The organism is Candidatus Pseudothioglobus sp. Uisw_086 (assembly GCF_048085745.1).
In the GTDB taxonomy this organism is placed as follows: Bacteria; Pseudomonadota; Gammaproteobacteria; order PS1; family Pseudothioglobaceae; genus Pseudothioglobus.
The window spans coordinates 75,066-94,002 of record NZ_CP159803.1 but is presented as its reverse complement, the minus strand read 5'-3'; the positions used below and the strand labels follow the sequence as shown (position 1 = coordinate 94,002).

General features: G+C 37.6%; 23 protein-coding genes and 1 pseudogene. 10 read left to right on the top strand and 14 right to left on the bottom strand.

Annotation, left to right across the window (positions count from 1 at the left end):
• The first annotated feature begins 1 nt into the window (after position 1).
• The 4 genes from ABXT49_RS00505 to ABXT49_RS00490 are packed head-to-tail and all read left to right on the top strand — an operon-like array spanning position 2 to position 3,436.
• Entirely contained in the window at positions 2 to 754 is a 753-nt protein-coding gene (locus ABXT49_RS00505; protein WP_416652232.1) for a GntR family transcriptional regulator, read from the top strand.
• Complete coding sequence (nagA, locus tag ABXT49_RS00500) at positions 751 to 1,899, top strand: N-acetylglucosamine-6-phosphate deacetylase (protein ID WP_416652231.1); 1,149 nt, start codon at positions 751 to 753, stop codon at positions 1,897 to 1,899. Before ABXT49_RS00505 ends, nagA begins: the two co-directional genes overlap by 4 nt.
• Positions 1,896 to 2,675, top strand: coding sequence for a glucosamine-6-phosphate deaminase (nagB, locus tag ABXT49_RS00495; RefSeq protein ID WP_416652230.1), 780 nt, complete (start codon positions 1,896 to 1,898; stop codon positions 2,673 to 2,675). Before nagA ends, nagB begins: the two co-directional genes overlap by 4 nt.
• Positions 2,676 to 2,725: 50 nt before the next feature.
• A complete protein-coding gene (locus ABXT49_RS00490) occupies positions 2,726 to 3,436 on the top strand; it encodes an MBL fold metallo-hydrolase (protein WP_416652229.1) in 711 nt (236 codons plus the stop codon).
• A gap of 119 nt (positions 3,437 to 3,555) precedes the next feature.
• Here ABXT49_RS00490 and ABXT49_RS00485 read toward each other — a convergent pair whose 3' ends face one another.
• From ABXT49_RS00485 to ABXT49_RS00475, 3 genes are read right to left on the bottom strand one after another with little or no spacing between them, the layout of a single operon-like run.
• A complete protein-coding gene (locus ABXT49_RS00485) occupies positions 3,556 to 3,717 on the bottom strand; it encodes a hypothetical protein (protein WP_416652227.1) in 162 nt (53 codons plus the stop codon).
• Complete coding sequence (locus tag ABXT49_RS00480; protein ID WP_416652225.1) at positions 3,714 to 3,887, bottom strand: hypothetical protein; 174 nt, start codon at positions 3,885 to 3,887, stop codon at positions 3,714 to 3,716. Before ABXT49_RS00480 ends, ABXT49_RS00485 begins: the two co-directional genes overlap by 4 nt.
• A 25-nt stretch (positions 3,888 to 3,912) precedes the next feature.
• Positions 3,913 to 4,389: an Lrp/AsnC family transcriptional regulator gene (locus ABXT49_RS00475; protein WP_416652222.1), complete on the bottom strand. Its 477-nt coding sequence runs from the start codon at positions 4,387 to 4,389 to the stop codon at positions 3,913 to 3,915.
• A 151-nt stretch (positions 4,390 to 4,540) separates the two neighbouring features.
• On the opposite strand from ABXT49_RS00475, the pseudogene ABXT49_RS00470 reads away from it, so the two are divergent.
• From ABXT49_RS00470 to ABXT49_RS00460, 3 genes and pseudogenes are all read left to right on the top strand, one after another.
• Positions 4,541 to 5,701 (top strand): annotated as a pseudogene (locus ABXT49_RS00470) (PrnB family protein); the annotation flags it as partial.
• On the top strand, positions 5,699 to 6,844 hold the full coding sequence (locus ABXT49_RS00465; protein ID WP_416653563.1) for an aminotransferase class V-fold PLP-dependent enzyme: 1,146 nt from the start codon (positions 5,699 to 5,701) through the stop codon (positions 6,842 to 6,844). The pseudogene ABXT49_RS00470 and the gene ABXT49_RS00465, both read left to right, overlap by 3 nt.
• Positions 6,845 to 6,914: 70 nt before the next feature.
• Complete coding sequence (locus tag ABXT49_RS00460) at positions 6,915 to 7,295, top strand: DUF2721 domain-containing protein (RefSeq protein ID WP_416652219.1); 381 nt, start codon at positions 6,915 to 6,917, stop codon at positions 7,293 to 7,295.
• On the opposite strand, the gene ABXT49_RS00455 is transcribed toward ABXT49_RS00460, so the two are convergent.
• Genes ABXT49_RS00455 through ABXT49_RS00445 form a run of 3 tightly spaced genes read right to left on the bottom strand, consistent with a single transcriptional unit; the run spans position 7,292 to position 9,216 of the window.
• Complete coding sequence (locus ABXT49_RS00455) at positions 7,292 to 7,600, bottom strand: Dabb family protein (RefSeq protein ID WP_416652218.1); 309 nt, start codon at positions 7,598 to 7,600, stop codon at positions 7,292 to 7,294. The two genes, ABXT49_RS00460 and ABXT49_RS00455, sit on opposite strands and share 4 nt — an antisense overlap.
• Positions 7,601 to 7,618: 18 nt before the next feature.
• Positions 7,619 to 8,617: an arginase family protein gene (locus ABXT49_RS00450; protein WP_416652216.1), complete on the bottom strand. Its 999-nt coding sequence runs from the start codon at positions 8,615 to 8,617 to the stop codon at positions 7,619 to 7,621.
• Between the two features lie 29 nt (positions 8,618 to 8,646).
• Positions 8,647 to 9,216 (bottom strand): hypothetical protein, encoded by a 570-nt coding sequence (locus ABXT49_RS00445; RefSeq protein WP_416652214.1) that lies wholly within the window; start codon positions 9,214 to 9,216, stop codon positions 8,647 to 8,649.
• 124 nt (positions 9,217 to 9,340) lie between these two features.
• Here ABXT49_RS00445 and ABXT49_RS00440 point away from each other — a divergent pair, with 124 nt between their 5' ends.
• The gene (locus ABXT49_RS00440) at positions 9,341 to 10,057 is read left to right on the top strand and encodes an SDR family NAD(P)-dependent oxidoreductase (protein ID WP_416652212.1); all 717 of its coding nucleotides are present in this window, start codon (positions 9,341 to 9,343) and stop codon (positions 10,055 to 10,057) included.
• A gap of 26 nt (positions 10,058 to 10,083) precedes the next feature.
• Here the strand turns inward: ABXT49_RS00440 and ABXT49_RS00435 are convergent, their stop codons facing one another.
• The 3 genes from ABXT49_RS00435 to ABXT49_RS00425 form a co-directional block, all read right to left on the bottom strand.
• Positions 10,084 to 11,073 (bottom strand): hypothetical protein, encoded by a 990-nt coding sequence (locus tag ABXT49_RS00435; protein ID WP_416652209.1) that lies wholly within the window; start codon positions 11,071 to 11,073, stop codon positions 10,084 to 10,086.
• A 1-nt stretch (position 11,074) separates the two neighbouring features.
• Positions 11,075 to 12,001, bottom strand: a complete 927-nt coding sequence (locus ABXT49_RS00430) for an inverse autotransporter beta domain-containing protein (RefSeq protein WP_416652208.1) — start codon at positions 11,999 to 12,001, stop codon at positions 11,075 to 11,077.
• A 99-nt stretch (positions 12,002 to 12,100) separates the two neighbouring features.
• A complete protein-coding gene (locus ABXT49_RS00425) occupies positions 12,101 to 13,111 on the bottom strand; it encodes an Ldh family oxidoreductase (RefSeq protein ID WP_416652206.1) in 1,011 nt (336 codons plus the stop codon).
• 309 nt (positions 13,112 to 13,420) lie between these two features.
• On the opposite strand from ABXT49_RS00425, the gene ABXT49_RS00420 reads away from it, so the two are divergent.
• Positions 13,421 to 14,194 carry a nitrilase-related carbon-nitrogen hydrolase gene (locus tag ABXT49_RS00420; RefSeq protein WP_416652204.1) on the top strand — a complete coding sequence of 258 codons (774 nt, stop codon included), beginning with the start codon at positions 13,421 to 13,423 and terminating at the stop codon, positions 14,192 to 14,194.
• A 6-nt stretch (positions 14,195 to 14,200) separates the two neighbouring features.
• Here the strand turns inward: ABXT49_RS00420 and ABXT49_RS00415 are convergent, their stop codons facing one another.
• From ABXT49_RS00415 to ABXT49_RS00395, 5 genes are all read right to left on the bottom strand, one after another.
• Positions 14,201 to 14,893, bottom strand: a complete 693-nt coding sequence (locus ABXT49_RS00415; RefSeq protein WP_416652201.1) for a glutathione S-transferase — start codon at positions 14,891 to 14,893, stop codon at positions 14,201 to 14,203.
• A 29-nt stretch (positions 14,894 to 14,922) separates the two neighbouring features.
• Positions 14,923 to 15,555, bottom strand: coding sequence for an MORN repeat-containing protein (locus tag ABXT49_RS00410; RefSeq protein WP_416652199.1), 633 nt, complete (start codon positions 15,553 to 15,555; stop codon positions 14,923 to 14,925).
• Positions 15,548 to 15,742, bottom strand: coding sequence for a hypothetical protein (locus ABXT49_RS00405; RefSeq protein WP_271541654.1), 195 nt, complete (start codon positions 15,740 to 15,742; stop codon positions 15,548 to 15,550). The genes ABXT49_RS00410 and ABXT49_RS00405 overlap by 8 nt, the downstream gene beginning before the upstream one ends.
• A 118-nt stretch (positions 15,743 to 15,860) precedes the next feature.
• Positions 15,861 to 16,640: a co-chaperone DjlA gene (gene djlA / locus ABXT49_RS00400; RefSeq protein ID WP_416652196.1), complete on the bottom strand. Its 780-nt coding sequence runs from the start codon at positions 16,638 to 16,640 to the stop codon at positions 15,861 to 15,863.
• Between the two features lie 13 nt (positions 16,641 to 16,653).
• Positions 16,654 to 16,962, bottom strand: a complete 309-nt coding sequence (locus ABXT49_RS00395) for a hypothetical protein (RefSeq protein ID WP_416652194.1) — start codon at positions 16,960 to 16,962, stop codon at positions 16,654 to 16,656.
• 183 nt (positions 16,963 to 17,145) lie between these two features.
• On the opposite strand from ABXT49_RS00395, the gene ABXT49_RS00390 reads away from it, so the two are divergent.
• Positions 17,146 to 18,936, top strand: coding sequence for an ABCB family ABC transporter ATP-binding protein/permease (locus ABXT49_RS00390; protein ID WP_416652192.1), 1,791 nt, complete (start codon positions 17,146 to 17,148; stop codon positions 18,934 to 18,936).
• Position 18,937: the final 1 nt, after the last annotated feature.

Sequence of the window (18,937 nt, the reverse complement as noted above, 5' to 3'; positions counted from 1 at the left end):
AATGGATGATATCAACAATCTAGTTAATTTTTTAATGCCCTCTACTGACAGGCCAGAGTCGCTATATAAACAATTATCTAAATCACTTAATAGGGCAATTCAACAAGGTCTTTTAGCGCCTGGAGACGCTTTAATGCCAGAGAGAGAATTAGCAGCTAAGCTTCATATGTCTAGAATTACTGTTCGCAAAGCAATCGATCAGCTGGTAGAAATAGGGCTTCTCAATAAACGCCAGGGTGCTGGAACGATTGTTGCTGAAAGTGTTGATTTAGTTCTTCATAAGAATCTTTCATCGCTAAACAGCTTCACTGCGGATATGAAAAAGAGAGGCCTCGAATCTTACTCAAGAACCATCTTGCGTGAAGAAGGTAAAGCAAGCGCTAAGGAGGCCTTGATTTTAAATTTAGATGAGAACGAATATGTGCATCGTCTTAATAGAGTAAGGTACTTAGTAAATGAGCCGCTACTTTATGAAATTGCTGTAATACCTGCAGCAATCATATCTATAACATCTGCAATTGATGACTCACTTTATGAGTTACTTGAATCCAAGAATATGAATCCAGTTACTGCAAAACAAAATATTCATGCCATCATAGCAGATGACAACCTAGCAGATAAACTTGAAATCAAGCCAGGTAGTGCAGTGTTGTTTGTGGAAAGAAGAGGCAAGGATTATAACGGAAGAGTTGTTGAATATACTCAATCTTATTATCGTGGTGATCGCTATGACTATGTTGTGGAGCTTGGATGAAACAAGCAATCACCGGTGCTAAAATATTTTCTGGCAATGAATTCTTTGATCAAAAAGCACTCCTAATTGATGGTGAAAAAATTATTGATATTGTCAATGAGAATTCTATTCAAGATAACTTCAAAATTCAAAAATTAAATGGTGGCATCCTCTCTCCAGGATTTATTGATCTTCAAGTAAATGGTGGTGGTGGAAAACTGTTTAATAACTCGCCAGATAAAGAGAGCTTAGATGAAATAATAATGGCCCATCAACACTTTGGCACGACCAGCATAATGCCAACTGTCATTAGTGACTCATTGAATGTTCTTAAAAGATGTACTTCAACAATATCTAGTGAGATTAATAATAATAAATCCCTCCTAGGGCTTCATATTGAAGGCCCCTTCTTTAATGTTAAATATCGAGGGGTTCATCAAAAACAATATATCAATACGATAAACAATGATTACTTAAACTTATTTGAAAGCCTACAAGGCTTTCCAGTGATGCTTACATTAGCCCCAGAATGCATTTCTATCAAACAGTTAAAGCATCTTAAATCACTTGGCTTTAAAATTCTAGCGGGCCATACTGATGCGAGCTATGATCAGCTAGAAGAAGCAATTAAATATGGACTTGATGGCTTTACGCATCTCTTTAATGCGATGGGGCAAATCTCAGCACGTGAACCTGGTGTTGTGGGTTCAGCATTAAATTTTGATAACACCTCAGCCAGTATTATTGCTGACCTACATCATGTCCATCCATCATTAATTGAGATGTCTTACAATCAAAAACCTAAAGGGAAACTATTTTTTGTTTCAGATTCTATGGCCACAATTAATCATGGTGAGCCTTCTTTTGAGCTTTATGATGAGGTAGTTAGTGAATCCAATGGCCGTCTTATTAATTCAGAAGGCAAATTAGCTGGCTCCTCAATAACACAAATTGATGCCATTAAGAATGCCTATCTTAGTTGTAATATCCCATTGAATGATGCGATTGCAATGGCAACACGTTATCCAGCAGAATACCTAGGTGTTGGAAATTATCTTGGCTCATTGAAATCAGGTTATCGGGCTGACCTTGCTCACTTTGACCTTGACTTTAACATTCATAATGTTTGGGTTGCTGGCAAACATCTAAAACAAGAAGCATCATGAGAGTCGTTATTCTTCCAAGTGAAAAAGAGGCGAGCAATTTTGCTGCAGGATTTATTGAAAATTTTATAGTCAATAAAGAAAATGCAGCTCTTGGTCTTGCGACTGGCAGCTCTGTTCTTTTAACTTATGAGAGCTTAATTAAAAAGCATAATTCTGATGGCTTAAGCTTCAAAGATATTACTACTTTTAATTTAGATGAGTACGTTGGTTTAAAGCCAGGACACACTCAAAGCTATCGTCATTATATGAACCATAAATTATTTAATCACATTGATATCGATAAGAAAAATACCTATATTCCTGAGTGTTTTAATAATGATTATGAGCTTTGTTGTGAAAATTATGAGTCCAAGATTAAATCGATTGGGGGAGTAGATCTTCAATTATTAGGCTTAGGTACAAATGGGCATATTGGATTTAATGAGCCTACTTCTAGCCTCAGCTCAAGGACCAGAGTAAAGACGCTAACTGAAAATACGGTTGCAAACAATGCGCGCTTCTTTGATGATAAGGAGTTTCAGCCATCCATTGCAGTGACAATGGGTATTGGAACAATTATGGATGCTGACAATATTATTCTCATTGGCTTAGGTAAACACAAAAGCAAGGCAGTTGCAGATTTGGTTGAAGGGCCTATATCCTCTTTCTGTCCTGGAAGCGTCCTTCAAAATCATCAAAATGTTGTTATTGTTTTAGATAGTCTTGCAGCATCTGAATTAAAGTTGTATGATTACTATATACACACCGAAAAAATGTACCTTAAATTTATGTGTTGAGTGTTAATATTTATTTAATAATTTAATTTCAATATATTGAGTCCAATAATATGAGTTTAATTTTCAAACAACTATTTGAAAGAGAAAGTTGTACTTTCACCTATCTTATTGCAGACAGTGACTCTAGAGAAGCCGCAATTGTTGATGCGGTAGACATTATGATTGACAGAGATACAGCTTTGCTAAAAGAGCTAGATCTAAACTTAAAATTTATTATTGAAACACATATCCATGCTGACCATATAACCAGTGCGTGCCCTCTAAAAAAATTCTATCCTAAAGCTAAAATTGTTATAGGAATGGAGAATGTTGACGCTGAAGCATGTTCAGATATTATGGCGGGCGAAGGCCATATTCTTTCGATTGGTAATTATGATATTACTGCAATAGAAACCCCAGGGCACACCTTAGGGTGTATGTCGTATAAGATCGGTAATAAAATCCTAACTGGTGATGCATTATTTATACGAAGTACTGGAAGATGTGATTTTCAAGGAGGTTCAGCGATATCTCTTTATGAATCAATTCATAAGCTTTTTAAGTTTCCTGATACTACTGAAGTATATCCAGCACATGATTACAACGGATTATCATTTAGTACTATTGGTGAAGAGAAGAAGTTTAACTCAATGATTAGAGAATCCTTTGATCAACAAACATTTATTAAAAATGTAAACAATTTAAAGTTAAGCATGCCGAAAAAAATAAAAGTATCAGTTCCAGCAAATCAAAGTTGTGGATTAGTAACTGCTATAAATTAGTATTAAGAAAAACTATTATTCCCTCATACTCACTAAAATTTGACTAGTAGATCAGAGCCAAAAAGATAACGCTAACTATTACGTTAAATAGAATCCAGAGGAAGAAGTAAAAGTTATTTTTACTCACTCTCTTCATTGTCAAGAAGATCGAGCTCTTCATGAAGATCTTTATCACTGCGACTCTTAATACGCAGGTCTTCTAACTCTTGCTCTAAAGCTCTCTTTCTCTTGCGCCTATCATTTGGAGAGCCATTTTTCGTATTATATTTGGCAAGTGTCATAACCTCGCATCCTTAAATGTTTCATTAAAGATTGCATCTACTCTTCTTTTAAACTCCTCTTGAGAGTTATTCTCTATGAATATGCCCTGAACATACTCTTTAAATTTTTGAGCCTTTTCATATTCTTCTTGCATGCTTTCTAATTTTGGCTCTAGTTGTTGGATTTCCATTTTATCTCCTCTCTTAGTTATTTCATTAGTTTATTATCTCTATTGGAAGCTCGCATCTAGCAAATGTCTGCTTTAATACTACCGTCGATTCAATACTGGCAATACACGTCAAACTACCAAGCGATTTTTTAACAAAACTTTCATAGCCAAGTAAATCACTTGCAATAATCTTTAAAAGATAATCATGCGAGCCAGTTATGACAGAGCACTCTAGCACTTCTGGTAATTTTTTCATTGCATTTTCAAATAAATCAGCGCTGATATTTGAATTCTCAGTTAGCCTTATAAAGACATAGACCATTGCATTAAAGCCCATCGCTTCAGGATTTATATTTGCACTATATCCACTAATGACTCCAGCCTCTTCAAGTTTTTTAACCCTTCTAAGACAGGGCGTATCGGACATATTTAATTTTGCAGCCAACTCTGAAATAGCTATTCTTCCCCTATTCTGAAGAATAGATAAAATGCTTAAATCCTTAGTATCGATATTAGTATTCATTCTTAATTTCCAATAAATTAGCGATATTCAATAATAATATAATTTAATTTAATGAATATCTCTATTATTATACTATTTATTAGTTAATTTTAGTGATTAAAACTCGATAAATAATGATATTATGACTTTTTTTATATAAATAACCTTAGAAATGACTCCAAACTCGCAGACCTTTGATTACTGGATTAGAAATCGCTTTGTTGAATTAAATTCAGAGCTTGAAGTTCTCTACTCAAATCAAAGTGAACGCACCAATGTTGAGTCCGTTGGTGACGATTTAAAGCAAGCTCTTGAGGATGAAGGCAGGGAGATAATTAAAACGCTTTTATCTGAGGGAAATACTGATGAAGGCTTTGATAATGCATTTGATTTATTAGGCAACGTAGGTCTCTATATGGCGGCATGTCGAAGACATGAAATAACCGACCCTTCGAAACAATCTACTTCACCATTAAAAGAGGCCTCAGGACTTGCTATGAATATAGGCGCCTCAATTGGAGTTACGCCTCGCTTTGCTACTGCGCACCTTTCAACACATAATAAGGCAGTTGATGGAGTATATAAAAGCTTTACAAACCTGCCTGCTGAAAAATTATTTCTTGATTACAACACTAAAGCAATTCTTGCCTATAAAAGAGCCGCTGACGCATTACTTAAATTGCATCCATTGGGTATTTCGCATCCGATGTGTCCTGAACTATTAGTAGTCGTTAAAGAGGCGCTTGAAGAAGTCATTGAATCGAATGCTGCATTATTTAATAAGCTTAGTGTTGATGACTTCTTTTACTGTGTTCGTCCCTACTACAAGCCCTATCATGTTGGATTTCAGGTATATCGAGGAGCAAATGCAGGTGATTTTGCAGGAATAAATGTTATTGATATTTTGCTTGGACTTTGCTTTGCTAATGAGCCCACTTATTCACAAATGCTCGTTGATAAATTTCTATATATGGTCCCAGAAGATCAAAGTATTCTAAGAGACTGCATGAGAAGAACAAGTATTATGGACGATTTTCTAAGTGCTGACGTTTCCTCTAAAAAGTGGTACAAGGATAATCTCACTCTGTTCCTTGAAATTTGTCAGCTTCATGGTGACGCTGCAACTCAGCATCATAATCAACTCGTTGAGAAATATATTGCGCAGCCCTCAACAGACCTTAAAGAATCTCAACTTAGTAATATTACCGCGAGTGGTCCGCCATTAAAAGTTTTACTAGACTCACTTGAAAAATTAAGGGATCGAAGGGCAGCTGCTGATCGCAGTGATATACGAACGCGCTTTGCTGATATTGCGCTCCTCAAAAAGCGCTTGCTACCTAATGGGAATGAAAAAAAGCCTAACTTTAAAGAGGACTTTATTTTAACAAAAGCAAATTATCTCCTTAATCACTCTGTTGGAAGGCCATTAAAAACATCTGAAAAAAACTTTTCAGAGCAGTTTTATACTCCTTGGAATAATTCCCTTAGCGAGCCTTGGGAGCAATGGCTTGGAATTATTAATGATTTTACAGCCTCTTTAGCGAAGCTCTTTAATGCAAAGCAATCTGAATTCTGCCCGCAAGTGAATTTATCAAGTGGACTAACTAAAATATTGATGTCTTTAGACCGAGCTCAAAAGAAAAACTGCGTCATATTGGTTAGTGAAATTGACTTTCCAGGAATGGGCTTTGCCTTAAAAAAATCACTACCTGAAGACTGCGAGATTAGATTTATTCCCTCAAATATTGATATAACGAATGCAAGCGTATGGGACGAGTACCTGACTAAGGATGTTGATTTAGTGTTTGTCAGTCACGCTTACTCAAATACGGGGCAGCTGTCGCCAATCTTGCAGGTACTTTCAATGGCAAGATCTAGAAATATCATCTCTATTTTAGACATTGCCCAGTCTGTGGGCATTGTGCCGATTGACCTAAAAGCATTAAACCCAGACTTTATGATTGGATCAAGTGTTAAGTGGTTATGTGGCGGCCCTGGCGCTGCTTATTTATGGGTTAACTCAGATTGCCTGGATTCTTGTAATCCAAAAGATGTAGGCTGGTTTAGCCATGAGAATCCATTTGAGTTTGATATTCATAATTTCCGCTATCATAATAGTGCACTAAAATTTTGGGGAGGCACTCCATCAATTGCACCCTATGCCATTGCAACTCACAGCATAAATTACTTTACTAATATTGGTTTAAAAAATATAAGAAAACACAATCAACTTTTAATTGAAAAGACTGCAAATGTGCTTGATTTAGAGTTTGTATCACCAAGGGAAGAGGCAATGAGAGGTGGAACTATGATATTGGACTTTGGCAGCAACCAACAGAAAGTATTAAAGCAACTTAAAGAACACAACATTAGCGTTGATCTTAGAAGCCATGGAATCCGAATATCTCCCCACATCTATAATGATGCCGAAGATATTGACCAACTTTTAAGCGTAATAAAGTCAACCAGACTGTAAAATTAGTCTTACTAAATTAGGATTTAAGTCCCTTGCGGTAGATTACTAATTAAAATAGGGTGTTATGGATATGACAACACCCGCACTGCTTTTTCCCGCAATTTCTTTACTATTTGTAGCCTATACAAATCGCCTTCATTCTCTAAGTGTCCTTATTAGGGCAATGACAACTGAGGGAAGCGATGAGTCAAAGACTAAACATACTGAGGAGCAGCTGGATATTCTCAAGAAACGTGTTACTTATATTAAAAGGATGCAGGTCTTTGGAATTGTAAGTTTTATTTTCAATCTAATGACAATTATTTGTTTTTATATTGAGCAAATTTCTCTTGCGTATTATATTTTTGGCTTTGGGCTTTTAATGTTGTCAGCATCATTAATTTTTGCATTGCTTGAAACATTAATCTCTACTAAGGCGCTAGATATTCACCTTGAAAATTACAAGGGTTAGGTTTCTATATCAAAAACAATAATCCCTTGATGTCCCTTTTTGCACATTGAAATAAGTTTACTACCAAGAAGGACATGCTCTGGATGCTCGTTATATTCAAGCAATGCCTGGTGATTCTCAAAACTTGCTATAAAACCAGAATTATAGTCTGCTGATTTTTGCTCAAAATCTAGATTATTTCCATATTCAAAATCATTTAAACCTTCAACTTGATTCTTGAGATTTGAAAGGCCCTCAAAAACATCAAATTGCTCAGACTCACTTGTTTCAGATTTAAAATTAAGAAATACGCAGTGCTTTATCATTAGCTACATAAAAATAAGTTACGGTTTTTTGCCAATATTATCAGCAATCAAACAAACTATTTCAAACATGATTGCGTTGGCAACATGCGCTGTGATTTGGTTCGGTGAGTCAACCGTTGGCATGAGACAAACTACGTCACCACCAATTATGTTTTTTCCACGAAGACCTTGCAGCATTTGAAGTACATCCGGCATTTTAAAGCCTTCAATTGCTGGCTCAAGATTTGAAACACCCGGCGCTACAGTGACGTCTAAACAGTCTAAATCAAAGGTCACATAAATAGGTGAATCACCAACGCGCTCCTGGATCATTTCAATACATTTTTCAACGCCGTACTCATCGTACTGATCCTTGGTGATAATTTCATAGCCAAGTTCGTAACTTGAATTTAGCCAATCTAACGTTCTAGTGTTACCCCTAATGCCGACTTGGATACTTTTTGAGGCGTCTACAAAACCATCCCTTACGAGATAACTTGCCCAGTGAGCCGCCGACTTGATAGCCCCCAAAAAATGATCGAGCTGATGAAATGCGTCAGTATGCGCGTCAAAATGAACAAGCACTGCCTTATTACCACCCGTTAGTTTGGACTTTGGGCCTGCAATTGCTTGAAGGATTCCGCCTGTAATCGAGTGGTCACCGCCAATTGAAACTGGCCTAACACCAGACTTGGCAATAATGTCATAAAACTCAGTAATGTGCTCTATGCACTTCTCATTGTTATTTGCCTCTGGCAGAGGAACATCACCAAAATCTCTAATTTCGCACATCTCCCAAGGGGAGATACCAAACTTAAGATGGCCGCGTCTGCCCTGCGCAGAAATATTTCTGACTGCTCTAGGACCCAAATGTTGATCACGCTGAGTAGTGCCATTTCCAGTACTATGAGGAACGCCAACAAGTGCAATATCGCAGCCTTCTGTCTCAGGATTATGAGGACACCTGAATAGTGTAGGGACTCCCCACCAATAGAGGCCATTCATCATCGCAGCGTTATCTCTAGTTTTCTTATCCATTCTTTTAGTACCTATAATTGGAAAAACATCTACTCAAACTTCTCACTTACTTTACTTAAAATAGCTTCTTTATATGGCACCTTTAATTCCTGTGAAGCCCATGACGCAAACCCTAAGTCAACCTGCTGCCCCCATGTTTCAATAGGGTTTTTAAAGATTGTAACAGAGGTCTCTGTTGGCGCTGATAAAAATAGTGTCATCTCCTCAGCCTCAGCCTCTTCAGTCTGATTCTCTGGAGAAACGTATTCACTGATATTAATAAATTTGGCAATATCAGTCATCCAATAAACGCAGTGACGGTATTCTTCTGCAAGATCAGCACCTTTTATGTACTCTTGAGAGAGCTTAGTTATGGCTTCTGTTTGAGCCGCAACAATTTGTCCATTAGTCATTTCCATATCAGTTCCATCAATAGTGTGATAAGCATAAATTCTATTCATTATTTCTTCACCAGCAGTCATACCTGCCATCTCTGGTCTAGTAATCTGAATATAAATAAGTGCTGAGCATCTTATTGCTTCTCCTGCAACTTCTTTGTCGGCATACGAGGGGCTCATAAGGCCAATGGATAGCAAAAGAATAGTGAGTAGTTTTTTCATAAATACACGTCAATTAAATTGGATAAAGAATAAAGTATAAACAAATTAGACAACTAAATAATATCTTTAATATTTAATAGTTGTAAAATAGAAGATTCATTTTTTTCATCAATTTAAAAATCATATGTCAGATAAATATTTAGTATTTGGAGCTACTGGTGCAATAGGCTCAAGCCTTGCTGCCCAGCTAAAAGAATCAAACCATGACGTTCACCTAATTGCTAGAAGTGAGGACGAGGTTAAAGCAATTTCAGGGGAGCTGGGTTGTAGCTATTCAGTTGCCGATGTCTTGGAAAAGGGCTTTATAGAACAAGTTAAAACTGATACATCTGAATTTAACATAAAAGGTATCGCTTATTGTGTTGGCTCAATTGACTTAAAGCCACTAAAAAGAGTTACTGAAAATGATTTACATACTTGCATGAAATTAAACCTCTATTCAGCCATTGAGGTGATAAAGGGTTTTCAAGAAGAGCTTAAAAAGAGCAGTGGCTCAATCGTTTTATTCTCGTCGGTTGCAGCTCAAAAAGGTTTTACCAATCACACAATTATTGCAACTGCTAAAGCTGCAATTGAAGGTTTAACGGTTACACTTGCCGCTGAATTTGCACCAAACATTCGTATTAACTGTGTCGCACCAAGCCTAACAAACTCTAAAATTGCTCAGTCAATGCTAAAAAATCCAATTGTTGCTGAGGCACTTGCTAAAGCCCACCCACTTAAGAGAGTTGGTGAGGGAAAGGACTCAGCTGCACTGGCTAAGTTTCTTTTAACTGAGGAAAGCTCCTGGGTTACAGGGCAAATAATTGGAGTTGATGGCGGTCGCTCTAGACTATCTTAATCCAGAGTCAACCATCAATATAAAATTTAGCCTGTAATTGTTAGGAATAACTTAACAGGGTCAGCGCCCATTTTAATTATATCGTTATCACCATCATCACTGCTAAAGTCAATAGAAACTGCGTCCGTAGTCTTCATTTTAAGCTCAAAGACCGATTCATCAGTTACTGTGTAAGGGGTTGTTAGTGAAGTTGTCCACAGAATCTTATGAGATTGTATGCAACTTGCTGCAAAAGCGTTAGCAGTCGTCAGAAGAGAAACAGTTGGAATGCCGCTTGATGCTCCAGTTCCTTCAGCGTCGAAAGTTTGTCTGTCACCATTCGCCCCCCATGTCTCGCCATTACATGATTCGGTGTCATCATCATCATCATCAGACAACTTAGTGATAACCTCATAGGACATTATGGCAGTTCCAGCTGCAGTTCCGCAGTCAATTAATTTTGTACCGCCATCAGCAATCGTTCCATGAGCGGAAGACAGGCCAGTTGACTCACCGGTATAAGAACTAGGACCAGCAACAGCAGTCCAACAATAGGTGCCACCATTTCCATTACCAGACGAGCCATCAACGGCATTAGTTGATTGAAAAGAATGCTTGATACCAAGCTTACTGCTTAGAACAACTACCATATAAGGATAAGTCCCAGGATCAATAGCAAACTTTGGTATCGCCATTGCACCTGAAGTGTTCTTTTTAATTATATGGGTTATACCTGCATCATCATTTACAATATATTGACAACTACTCAAGTCATTTCCAATTGTCGTAGCAGTACAAATTCCTAATTTATAGAAGGTTATCTCATACTCCTCAGGAGTATCAGAGCACTGATCGCCAGCCCGTTCACCTGTACCAGTTACAACATCAATTACCTGAGTATCCGAATTACCACTGACGGAAATAAGCTTACCATCAGCATCCTTTTTACAGGTCGCGTTTGCACCAGTTGAAAAAACAACTGAAATTAGAAATAAGCTAATTAGGGCTGTTAATTTATTTAAGTTTATTGATTTCATATTAGTACCCACTCACTGTTAATACACCAGATTTTTTCTTAATAATTCGATTTTCACGTTTCACGAGGTCATACCTCTCTGCACCAAGCTTTTTAAATTCATAAGCCTTATCAGCAAAGGTAAATAGTGTTGGTCTTACGTGTTTCTCTTGGCCAAAGGCCCATGCATAGTTAAGAGATATAGTGTCAGTATCCTTAGTAGCAGCGTCCTTATAATCGGTACGAACGTAATTCAAAGATAAGTTATCAGAGAGGTTCCCCCCTAAAGTGTAAACCCGAGACTTCTTATCCTTCATGCTATCAATGCCCTTCCATTGGACAGCGTTCATTCCAAACATCATCCCAGGCAGATAAGGAAGCGCAACCTTGAAGCCCATATCTCTTCCATCAAGCGCCTTTGAGTCGGTTCCGCTTTTATCTGTGATATAACCTGTTGTACCGTTATACTGATTCACCCTTGTCTCAAAGACTGAGCTAATGACCTCAATACCAACACCGTTTCGCTTATGATCATTAGGGAATTCATGGTCATAAAATGCATTTACACCTGTCATCCATGTCTCATCAGCATTCAGTCTCCTATAACCCAGTCCTAAGTTAAGAGTGGTTCTATGATCAAAACGATTAAGATTTATCTGATTAAAAAGAAAAGAGTTTGGGTTGACACCAAAAGCCTTAAGCACTCCAATATCAACTGAAGAATTACCTTCTTTTAAGTTTGTACTTACTTCAACTGTATCAAAGTTTGGACTTAAAAGTGCGCCAATACCAGAAGTTAAAAAAGAGCCCGTGGCACTTGTCATTCTACTCATGAGTGAAGACTTGATTTGTTCAGAGTCATCAGCGCTTACACTCAAAGAAAAACCGAGTGACATTGTTAACACGGCACTGAGCGCTGTCTTTGTTATATTTAAATTTAATATACCCATATCATACATCCTTATTAAGACAGATTTTTCAATGAGTTACATTATATATTTAAATTTATTTTGTGTATATAATCCAAAAAGAGCCACAAATTATTGAAACTACTCAGTTAATAACTCAATTTTTTCGTAAAGATCTTTGGAGATGGTAATTGTTTGAGACTTCTCTCGTACCTTCCTCTTTTCAATACGCTTGTCGCCTGGAAGCCTTGTAGCAGGCTGCTCAAGGATCGCACCTACTAGGGTCTCAGTTCTCTCTGCAAAACTCTCTCCAGAGAAAAAACTAGGGTCAATGGCAATAATTAGTTGTCCAACACCTGGTGAATCTCCCTCAGCATTAAGAAAAGAGCTCGCCTCAAAGCCAAAGTTAGATCCAGTAAGTCCAGCTGCAAGCATCTCTACCATAAGTGCTAGAGCACTTCCCTTGGCGTCTCCAATTGGGAGCATTGCCCCCTCGAGTGCTTTTTTTGCATCGGTTGTTGGCCTACCTTCTTTATCTATCGCCCAGCCCTCTGGAATTTTCTCATTGAGTTGATTGGCCACCATCACCTTACCACGTGCTACCTTACTTAAGCTCATATCAATGACTAATGGAGCTGCAGCCTCTCTTGGCGAGGCAAATGCGATTGGGTTTGTCCCAAATAAGGGTTTCGTTCCACCCCAAGGCGGAATCGCTTTAGGGGTATTACCGAACATTAAACCAATAAGCCCATCTTCAGCAAGTCTTTCAACATGCCTTCCAGCCTGACCAAAGTGATGCGAGCGAGAAATGCTTGCAGCTGCAATACCAAAACTCTTACAGGTCTTTGTTATTTCACTAAGGGCTAATGAGATCGCAGGAAAAGCAAAGCCTTGATTGGCATCAACTCGAATGACGCTCCCCTTTGAACTTAAAAGTGAGGGGGTTACATTGCCAGCGACCTTACCAGACAACACCTGCTCAACGTAAGAAGGTATACGTGATAAACCGTGTCCAGCCTGTCCATCAAACTCAGCATTTATTAAGGCATCAGCAACTTCCCTTGCATTCTCATCAGAAGTCTGGTTATTTATTAAGGCATTAAATGCCAAATCCCAGGCCTCTTTCTCATTTATTTGCAATGTTTTTATCATCAAAAGTCCCTATAAAATTAGAAATTAAATTATAGTTACCTTAAGGTTATATAGTGAATCATTTCTGATGATAAGTTTCTCATTAAAAACAAGAATTAGTTTTTACCTCAGTATCTTTTGGATACTATTTTCGTTTTTCATTGCGACAACATACTCAAAACTAAATAATCAAATATTCATCAGTTGGTTTGATCTTTACAATGTTTATTGGCATATATTCTATATAGTTGTTGCGCCTGTATGGATATATTGGATTGTTATAAAGCCGTATTATTGGATAAAGAAAATTCGTAAAACGAGATCAAAAAAATGAAAATTAATGCAGGCATATTTCAATACAAAATGCGCGATGAAACTCCTTTAAGAAGAGTTCAAAGGCTAGAGGAAAAATTACAGCAAACTGATGGGCTAGACTTAATCGTTTGCCCTGAACTGTTTCTTTCCGGGTACGGGAGCTTTGATAAAATCAAAGAGTATTGTGAGCAGAGTGACGGTAAGTACGCAAACAAAATAAGCGCTCTTGCAAAAAAATACTCAACCGCCATTCTTTATGGATATCCAGAAATGGCCAAAAACAGTCTGTTTAACTCAGCTCAGTACTTTGATAGTAAGGGCCTGTCTCTTGCAAACCATCGCAAAAAAATGCTGCCGCCCACCGCCAACGAGTCAAAGATATTTAAACCAGGCAATAAGAGTTCAATAATTATGGTCAATGGTATAAAGTCTGCGATCGTCATTTGTTATGAGCTAGAATTTCCAGAGCTAATTCGTAAACTAGCCCTACAAGGCGTTGAATTGATTATCGCTCCAACCGGCCAGTCATCCAATTGGCCAGCTGCAGCTCTATATAATTGCAGAACTAGGGCATTTGAAAATGGCATATTTGTGATATATGCCAATTCCACCGGAACACTCAACGGTATAAGCTTTATGGGTGAGAGCAAAATTATTGGCCCCGATGGATTAGATATTAACAACGCAAATGAAGATGAAAAAGTTATTGTTGGTGAAATCAATAGCGATCAAATTTCATTAGTACGCAATAAATTACCTTATTTAGATGACGCGAGAAAACTCAATTAACTCTCTTTATATGCTATCTGGAATGTCATCTGCGTATTCATCAGATTGATCTTTATCATAATAATAGGTCTGAATTTTCCATTCTTTGACGCGCGGATTTTTATTGATCTGGTTATATAGCTTGACTAAACCCTCAAAAGGTTGAATAACTTCTGCTGAGATATCATCAATAACTCCCGAAGCAATCCACCCTAAAAGACTCCAAACTGCAAGATCGGCAATCGTCATATTTTCTCCAACAAACCAGTCTGAGCTGTTGGCACTTAAAATATCTTGCAAATAACCAAAGTATGTTGGCAGTTCATTAGAGGTCAGCTCTTTTCGCATTGCCTTCTTTCTTAATGGATCACTTTCTTTCATTGAGGGACTTAAAAGGGCATTAATATTCTCAACAGCAACAACGATTTGGTCTACCTTGCCTGCCTCAATAATATCCTCAGGGTACATACCTCCGAGCTTTCCGCATATTCTTGCAATTGCCATTGTTTGTGCAATGCTTTCTCCATTTATAAGAAGTACAGGTAATTCACGGAAAGGAATTATCGTACCGTCTTTCATTTTCCCATTCTCTTTGGCATAATCCCACTCATCATCACTAGGCCTGAAGTCCTCAAAGTCTATATTTGCGATGAACAGAGGTAGTCTTGATATTTCAGCACGCCAGAAAGGTAAATCGAAATATATAATTTTTATGTCCACTAGCTCATCTCCAAATTATCCTAAAAGTTCTAATTATAGTTAATAAAAACATTATCCTTAAACTCTCCTTTCAAGCGCCTACCATCATTTGAATAAATCATAATTCCCTGGCCATTTCGCTCGTCATCTAACCACTCTCCTTCATAGCTACTGCCCTCTTCGTATTTCCCTCTATCTTGATAGGTCATAACGCCAAAGCCATTGCGCATATTGTTTTTGAAGTCGCCCTCATACCTTCGGCCATCTGGATAGGTCATAACGCCATAACCATTGCGCATATTATTTTTGAAGCTACCCTCATACCTTCGGCCATCTGGATAGGTCATAATGCCTTTGCCATGAATAGCCCCATCTTCAAAATTTCCCTCATAGGTTTGGCCGTCTAGATGTCTAAATAAACCATTACCATTGGGCTTATTACCCTTAAAATTTCCAAAATATTTTGAGCCATCTATGGAGTCATAAACCCCCATCCCAGACATACAGGTTGCTTTAGTCAATTCAATTAAGCATTCATCAACTTGTCCTTTATAAATACTTCCATCCGAAAAATCAATCCTCACAACCCCCTCTAATCCCTCAAGGAATAAATCATTTTTGTCTGCATAGACTTGGCCTGTAAGAATAAAAATAATTAGTGGCAGTATATTTACCTTAGCCACAAGCCCCGCCAAAACGACTTCGAATGATAATTTCTTTAGCTACAGGAGAGCTGACGTTAAATTTCCGAGCAAGATAATCAATGCTTTTATGTTGGTAGGTATAAAGCATTACCATCATATAAATTTCATCATCGGTAACTGCTGGACCATTATTAGAATGCTTAAATGATTTTTGTCCTCTTGCCATGTGATTAGTTACTCTGCGTTTTTGCTTAGCTTTATGACTAAGATTTTATTTCATTTTTAAATGATATTAAAACCTAATATGAATAATTATTAACTCTACAACAATAATTGAGATACAGTTAACTAGAGCCTCGATGTTTTTTTATCAGCTCATAAGCACTAATAATTTCCTGGGTTTTTTCATTCGCCATCTTTGTCATTTCTTCAGGCAGGCCTTTAGCAACTAACTTATCTGGGTGATGCTGAGATAATAATCGCCTATAAGCTGTTTTAAGCTCCTTATCAGTTAAGTTTTTATCAGCACCTAGTATTAAGTATGCATCATCAATTGTTAGTTTGCTGGAGTTGTTACTCACAACAGAAAACTGCTGAATAAGTTGCTCTAGTTCATGAATAGGGAAGCGCAGTTTTTGAGCAATATATTTAAGGGCATCATACTCTTTATCATCGAACACACCATCTGCATAGGTAGCTTGAATTTGAATCTCTAAAAACATCCGGAATAGGTGGGTACGCCTATGACATTCGGTGCGAAACTGTTCAAGCACTTCGTCTAGTTTAAAATCTTTGTGTTTACCTTGATTAAATAGCTCTTTTGCAGCTTTTTGCATATCTTCTGATAGCTGCATGTGCTGCATAACTTGCTGAGCTAGAAGTATTTCAGACTTTGATACCTTGCCATCTACTTTGGCAATGTAGCCCATAACTGAAAATACACTACTAAAAAATGCTGCTTGAACGCGCTGTTGATCACCAGGCCGATAATCTGAAGCAGATCCACGGAAATTAGACTTACCTTTTGAAAGGTTACCCGCGAATGCAACACCAAGCATCGCACCAAGTGGGCCACCAATCATATAGCCTAACGCCCCGCCTAAAACTGATGTCCACCAGCTCATAGTCGAGGTTTCTTCATAAAGTTATCTTATAGGCGAATCTAAAACGCAAACCACTACCCATATTTGCTTTTACAGAAGGCTTAGGTGAAGGAAAAACAGTACCATTTTCACTCATATAGGTGGCTTGACTTGTTAACTCAATAGCCTCAGAATCGTTAAGGCATATAGTCTTTCTCGTATAAATCTCTTCTGAAATATGCTCAGGAATTAAAGCTGCATCCATCCATCTGCAGAGATCCTCATCCGTCCAATCATCCAAATAATTTGCATAGGAAAGACTTGAAAGACTAATTAAGAATAAAAACAAGTATTTTTTTATCATTATGCCAATTATAAATAATAGGTTAGAGTGTAGGTGTAGATTAGGAGTTTTTTAGATAAATATTTATACCACTAATCAAGTCAAACCTTCTTTGAATAACTGAGGGGGATAATATCTCCATCAATAGTCAAATAAACATGATAATGTTGTTTTTTTAGTCTTTTATAACTAAAGCGACACTCAATGAGTTCAAGCAGTAACCAAACTAAGGCTTACGATTTTAAAACCAGAGATATCAAGGTTTTAAAAAAGCTCTTGCCGTATTTACTTAAAATGCGAGCCCGTGTTATTTGGGCTGTTAGTTTTTTAATGTTAGCAAAATTGGCTAATGTTGCTGTTCCACTTGCGCTTAAAGAGATTGTTGATGGACTTGATAAGACGAATTTAGTTTTGGTGTTGCCACTTGGAATGTTGCTAGCTTACGGTCTTTTACGACTGTTAAGCTCACTATTTAATGAGCTTCGTGATGCCATTTTTGCCAAAGTTCGTTATCATGCTATGAATTTAATTGCACTTGGCGTCTTTAGGCATTTACATACTTTGGATTTATCTTTTCATTTGGATCGTCGCATTGGCGGTATTACTCGTGATATTGACCGGGGTACACTAAGTGTCTCCACCTTACTCTCCATTTTTGTCTTTAATATTTTGCCTTCATTATTTGAAATATGTTTAGTAATCGGCATTTTATGGCTAAATTACGACCTTCTTTTTGCTGGTGTCTCTTTATTGACTGTGTTCTTCTATGTTACGTTAACATTGGCTATCACTACTTGGCGGATGAAGTATCGTTACCAAATGAACGATATGCAATCTGAGGCCAATACCAATGCGGTCGATAGTTTGATTAATTACGAGACCGTTAAATACTTTAATCAAGAAAAATTTGAAGTCGATCGTTACGGTGAGACGATGCAGCGCTGGGAGAATCTTGCCACTAAAAGCTTTACTTCTATGACAGCGCTTAATTTTGTCCAAGGCGCAGTAATTGCTATCGGTGTAACTATTGTTTTGATTATGGCAGCTCAAGGTGTAGTTGATAAAACTCTTAGCTTGGGTGATCTTATTATGATTCAAGCACTACTTTTACAGCTCTTTATTCCACTTGGTGGTTTAGGTATTATTTATCGTCAAATTAAACATAATTTTATTGATATGAATAATATGTTTGACCTATTGGATCGCTCCTCTAAAGTCAATGATATTGCAGATGCGGCAGAGCTAAAAGTTACTCAAGGCGAGGTTAAATTTAACAATGTTTCTTTTGCTTATGCAGGAAAACAAGAGGTGCTAAGCAATATTAACTTTGTTCTTAAACCGGGACAAAAAGTAGCGATTGTTGGTCCTTCTGGTGCCGGTAAATCAACACTTGCAAAGCTGCTCTTTCGTTTTTATGATATTTCTAGCGGTGAGATATGCATTGACCAGCAAGACATTAAACAATTCACCCAAGATTCGGTTCGTGGCGTTATGGGAGTAGTGCCTCAAGATCCGGTTATGTTTAATGAAAGCATTTATTACAATATTGCTTACGGTCATGCGGGTGCAACCGAAGCTGAAGTTAAACACGCAGCAAAGCTCAGTTTTATTGACAGCTTTATTGACTCCTTGCCGCAAGGTTATGACACATTGGTTGGTGAGAGAGGCTTAAAACTCTCAGGCGGTGAAAAGCAGCGCCTTGCAATTGCACGAGTGCTGTTAAAAAATCCACCAATATTGATTTTTGATGAGGCAACTTCGGCGCTTGATTCGTATTCGGAGAAAATGGTACAAAAGGCGTTAGCCAGTTTAGCCCATAAGCATACAACATTGGTAATTGCTCATCGCCTTTCCACCATCGTCGATGCTGATCAAATTATTGTGCTTGGTAATAGCACTATTGTCGAGCAAGGCAAACATCAACAGTTGCTTGATCTCAATGGCCAATATGCGAGACTTTGGCAAATACAAGTGAATAAGCAAACTCAGGGGTAGC

Bases quoted from the DNA above. Each gene is read 5' to 3' on its own strand.
- ABXT49_RS00485 (WP_416652227.1), bottom strand. From the start codon at position 3,717: ATGACACTTGCCAAATATAATACGAAAAATGGCTCTCCAAATGATAGG.
- ABXT49_RS00445 (WP_416652214.1), bottom strand. From the start codon at position 9,216: ATGAAAAAACTACTCACTATTCTTTTGCTATCCATTGGCCTTATGAGC.
- ABXT49_RS00435 (WP_416652209.1), bottom strand. From the start codon at position 11,073: ATGAAATCAATAAACTTAAATAAATTAACAGCCCTAATTAGCTTATTT.
- djlA (WP_416652196.1), bottom strand. From the start codon at position 16,640: ATGAGCTGGTGGACATCAGTTTTAGGCGGGGCGTTAGGCTATATGATT.
- ABXT49_RS00490 (WP_416652229.1), top strand. From the start codon at position 2,726: ATGAGTTTAATTTTCAAACAACTATTTGAAAGAGAAAGTTGTACTTTC.
- ABXT49_RS00480 (WP_416652225.1), bottom strand. From the start codon at position 3,887: ATGGAAATCCAACAACTAGAGCCAAAATTAGAAAGCATGCAAGAAGAA.
- ABXT49_RS00455 (WP_416652218.1), bottom strand. From the start codon at position 7,600: ATGATAAAGCACTGCGTATTTCTTAATTTTAAATCTGAAACAAGTGAG.
- ABXT49_RS00430 (WP_416652208.1), bottom strand. From the start codon at position 12,001: ATGGGTATATTAAATTTAAATATAACAAAGACAGCGCTCAGTGCCGTG.
- ABXT49_RS00395 (WP_416652194.1), bottom strand. From the start codon at position 16,962: ATGATAAAAAAATACTTGTTTTTATTCTTAATTAGTCTTTCAAGTCTT.
- ABXT49_RS00440 (WP_416652212.1), top strand. From the start codon at position 9,341: ATGTCAGATAAATATTTAGTATTTGGAGCTACTGGTGCAATAGGCTCA.
- ABXT49_RS00505 (WP_416652232.1), top strand. From the start codon at position 2: ATGGATGATATCAACAATCTAGTTAATTTTTTAATGCCCTCTACTGAC.
- ABXT49_RS00460 (WP_416652219.1), top strand. From the start codon at position 6,915: ATGACAACACCCGCACTGCTTTTTCCCGCAATTTCTTTACTATTTGTA.
- ABXT49_RS00390 (WP_416652192.1), top strand. From the start codon at position 17,146: ATGAGTTCAAGCAGTAACCAAACTAAGGCTTACGATTTTAAAACCAGA.
- ABXT49_RS00425 (WP_416652206.1), bottom strand. From the start codon at position 13,111: ATGATAAAAACATTGCAAATAAATGAGAAAGAGGCCTGGGATTTGGCA.
- ABXT49_RS00475 (WP_416652222.1), bottom strand. From the start codon at position 4,389: ATGAATACTAATATCGATACTAAGGATTTAAGCATTTTATCTATTCTT.
- nagB (WP_416652230.1), top strand. From the start codon at position 1,896: ATGAGAGTCGTTATTCTTCCAAGTGAAAAAGAGGCGAGCAATTTTGCT.
- ABXT49_RS00420 (WP_416652204.1), top strand. From the start codon at position 13,421: ATGAAAATTAATGCAGGCATATTTCAATACAAAATGCGCGATGAAACT.
- ABXT49_RS00450 (WP_416652216.1), bottom strand. From the start codon at position 8,617: ATGGATAAGAAAACTAGAGATAACGCTGCGATGATGAATGGCCTCTAT.
- ABXT49_RS00405 (WP_271541654.1), bottom strand. From the start codon at position 15,742: ATGGCAAGAGGACAAAAATCATTTAAGCATTCTAATAATGGTCCAGCA.
- nagA (WP_416652231.1), top strand. From the start codon at position 751: ATGAAACAAGCAATCACCGGTGCTAAAATATTTTCTGGCAATGAATTC.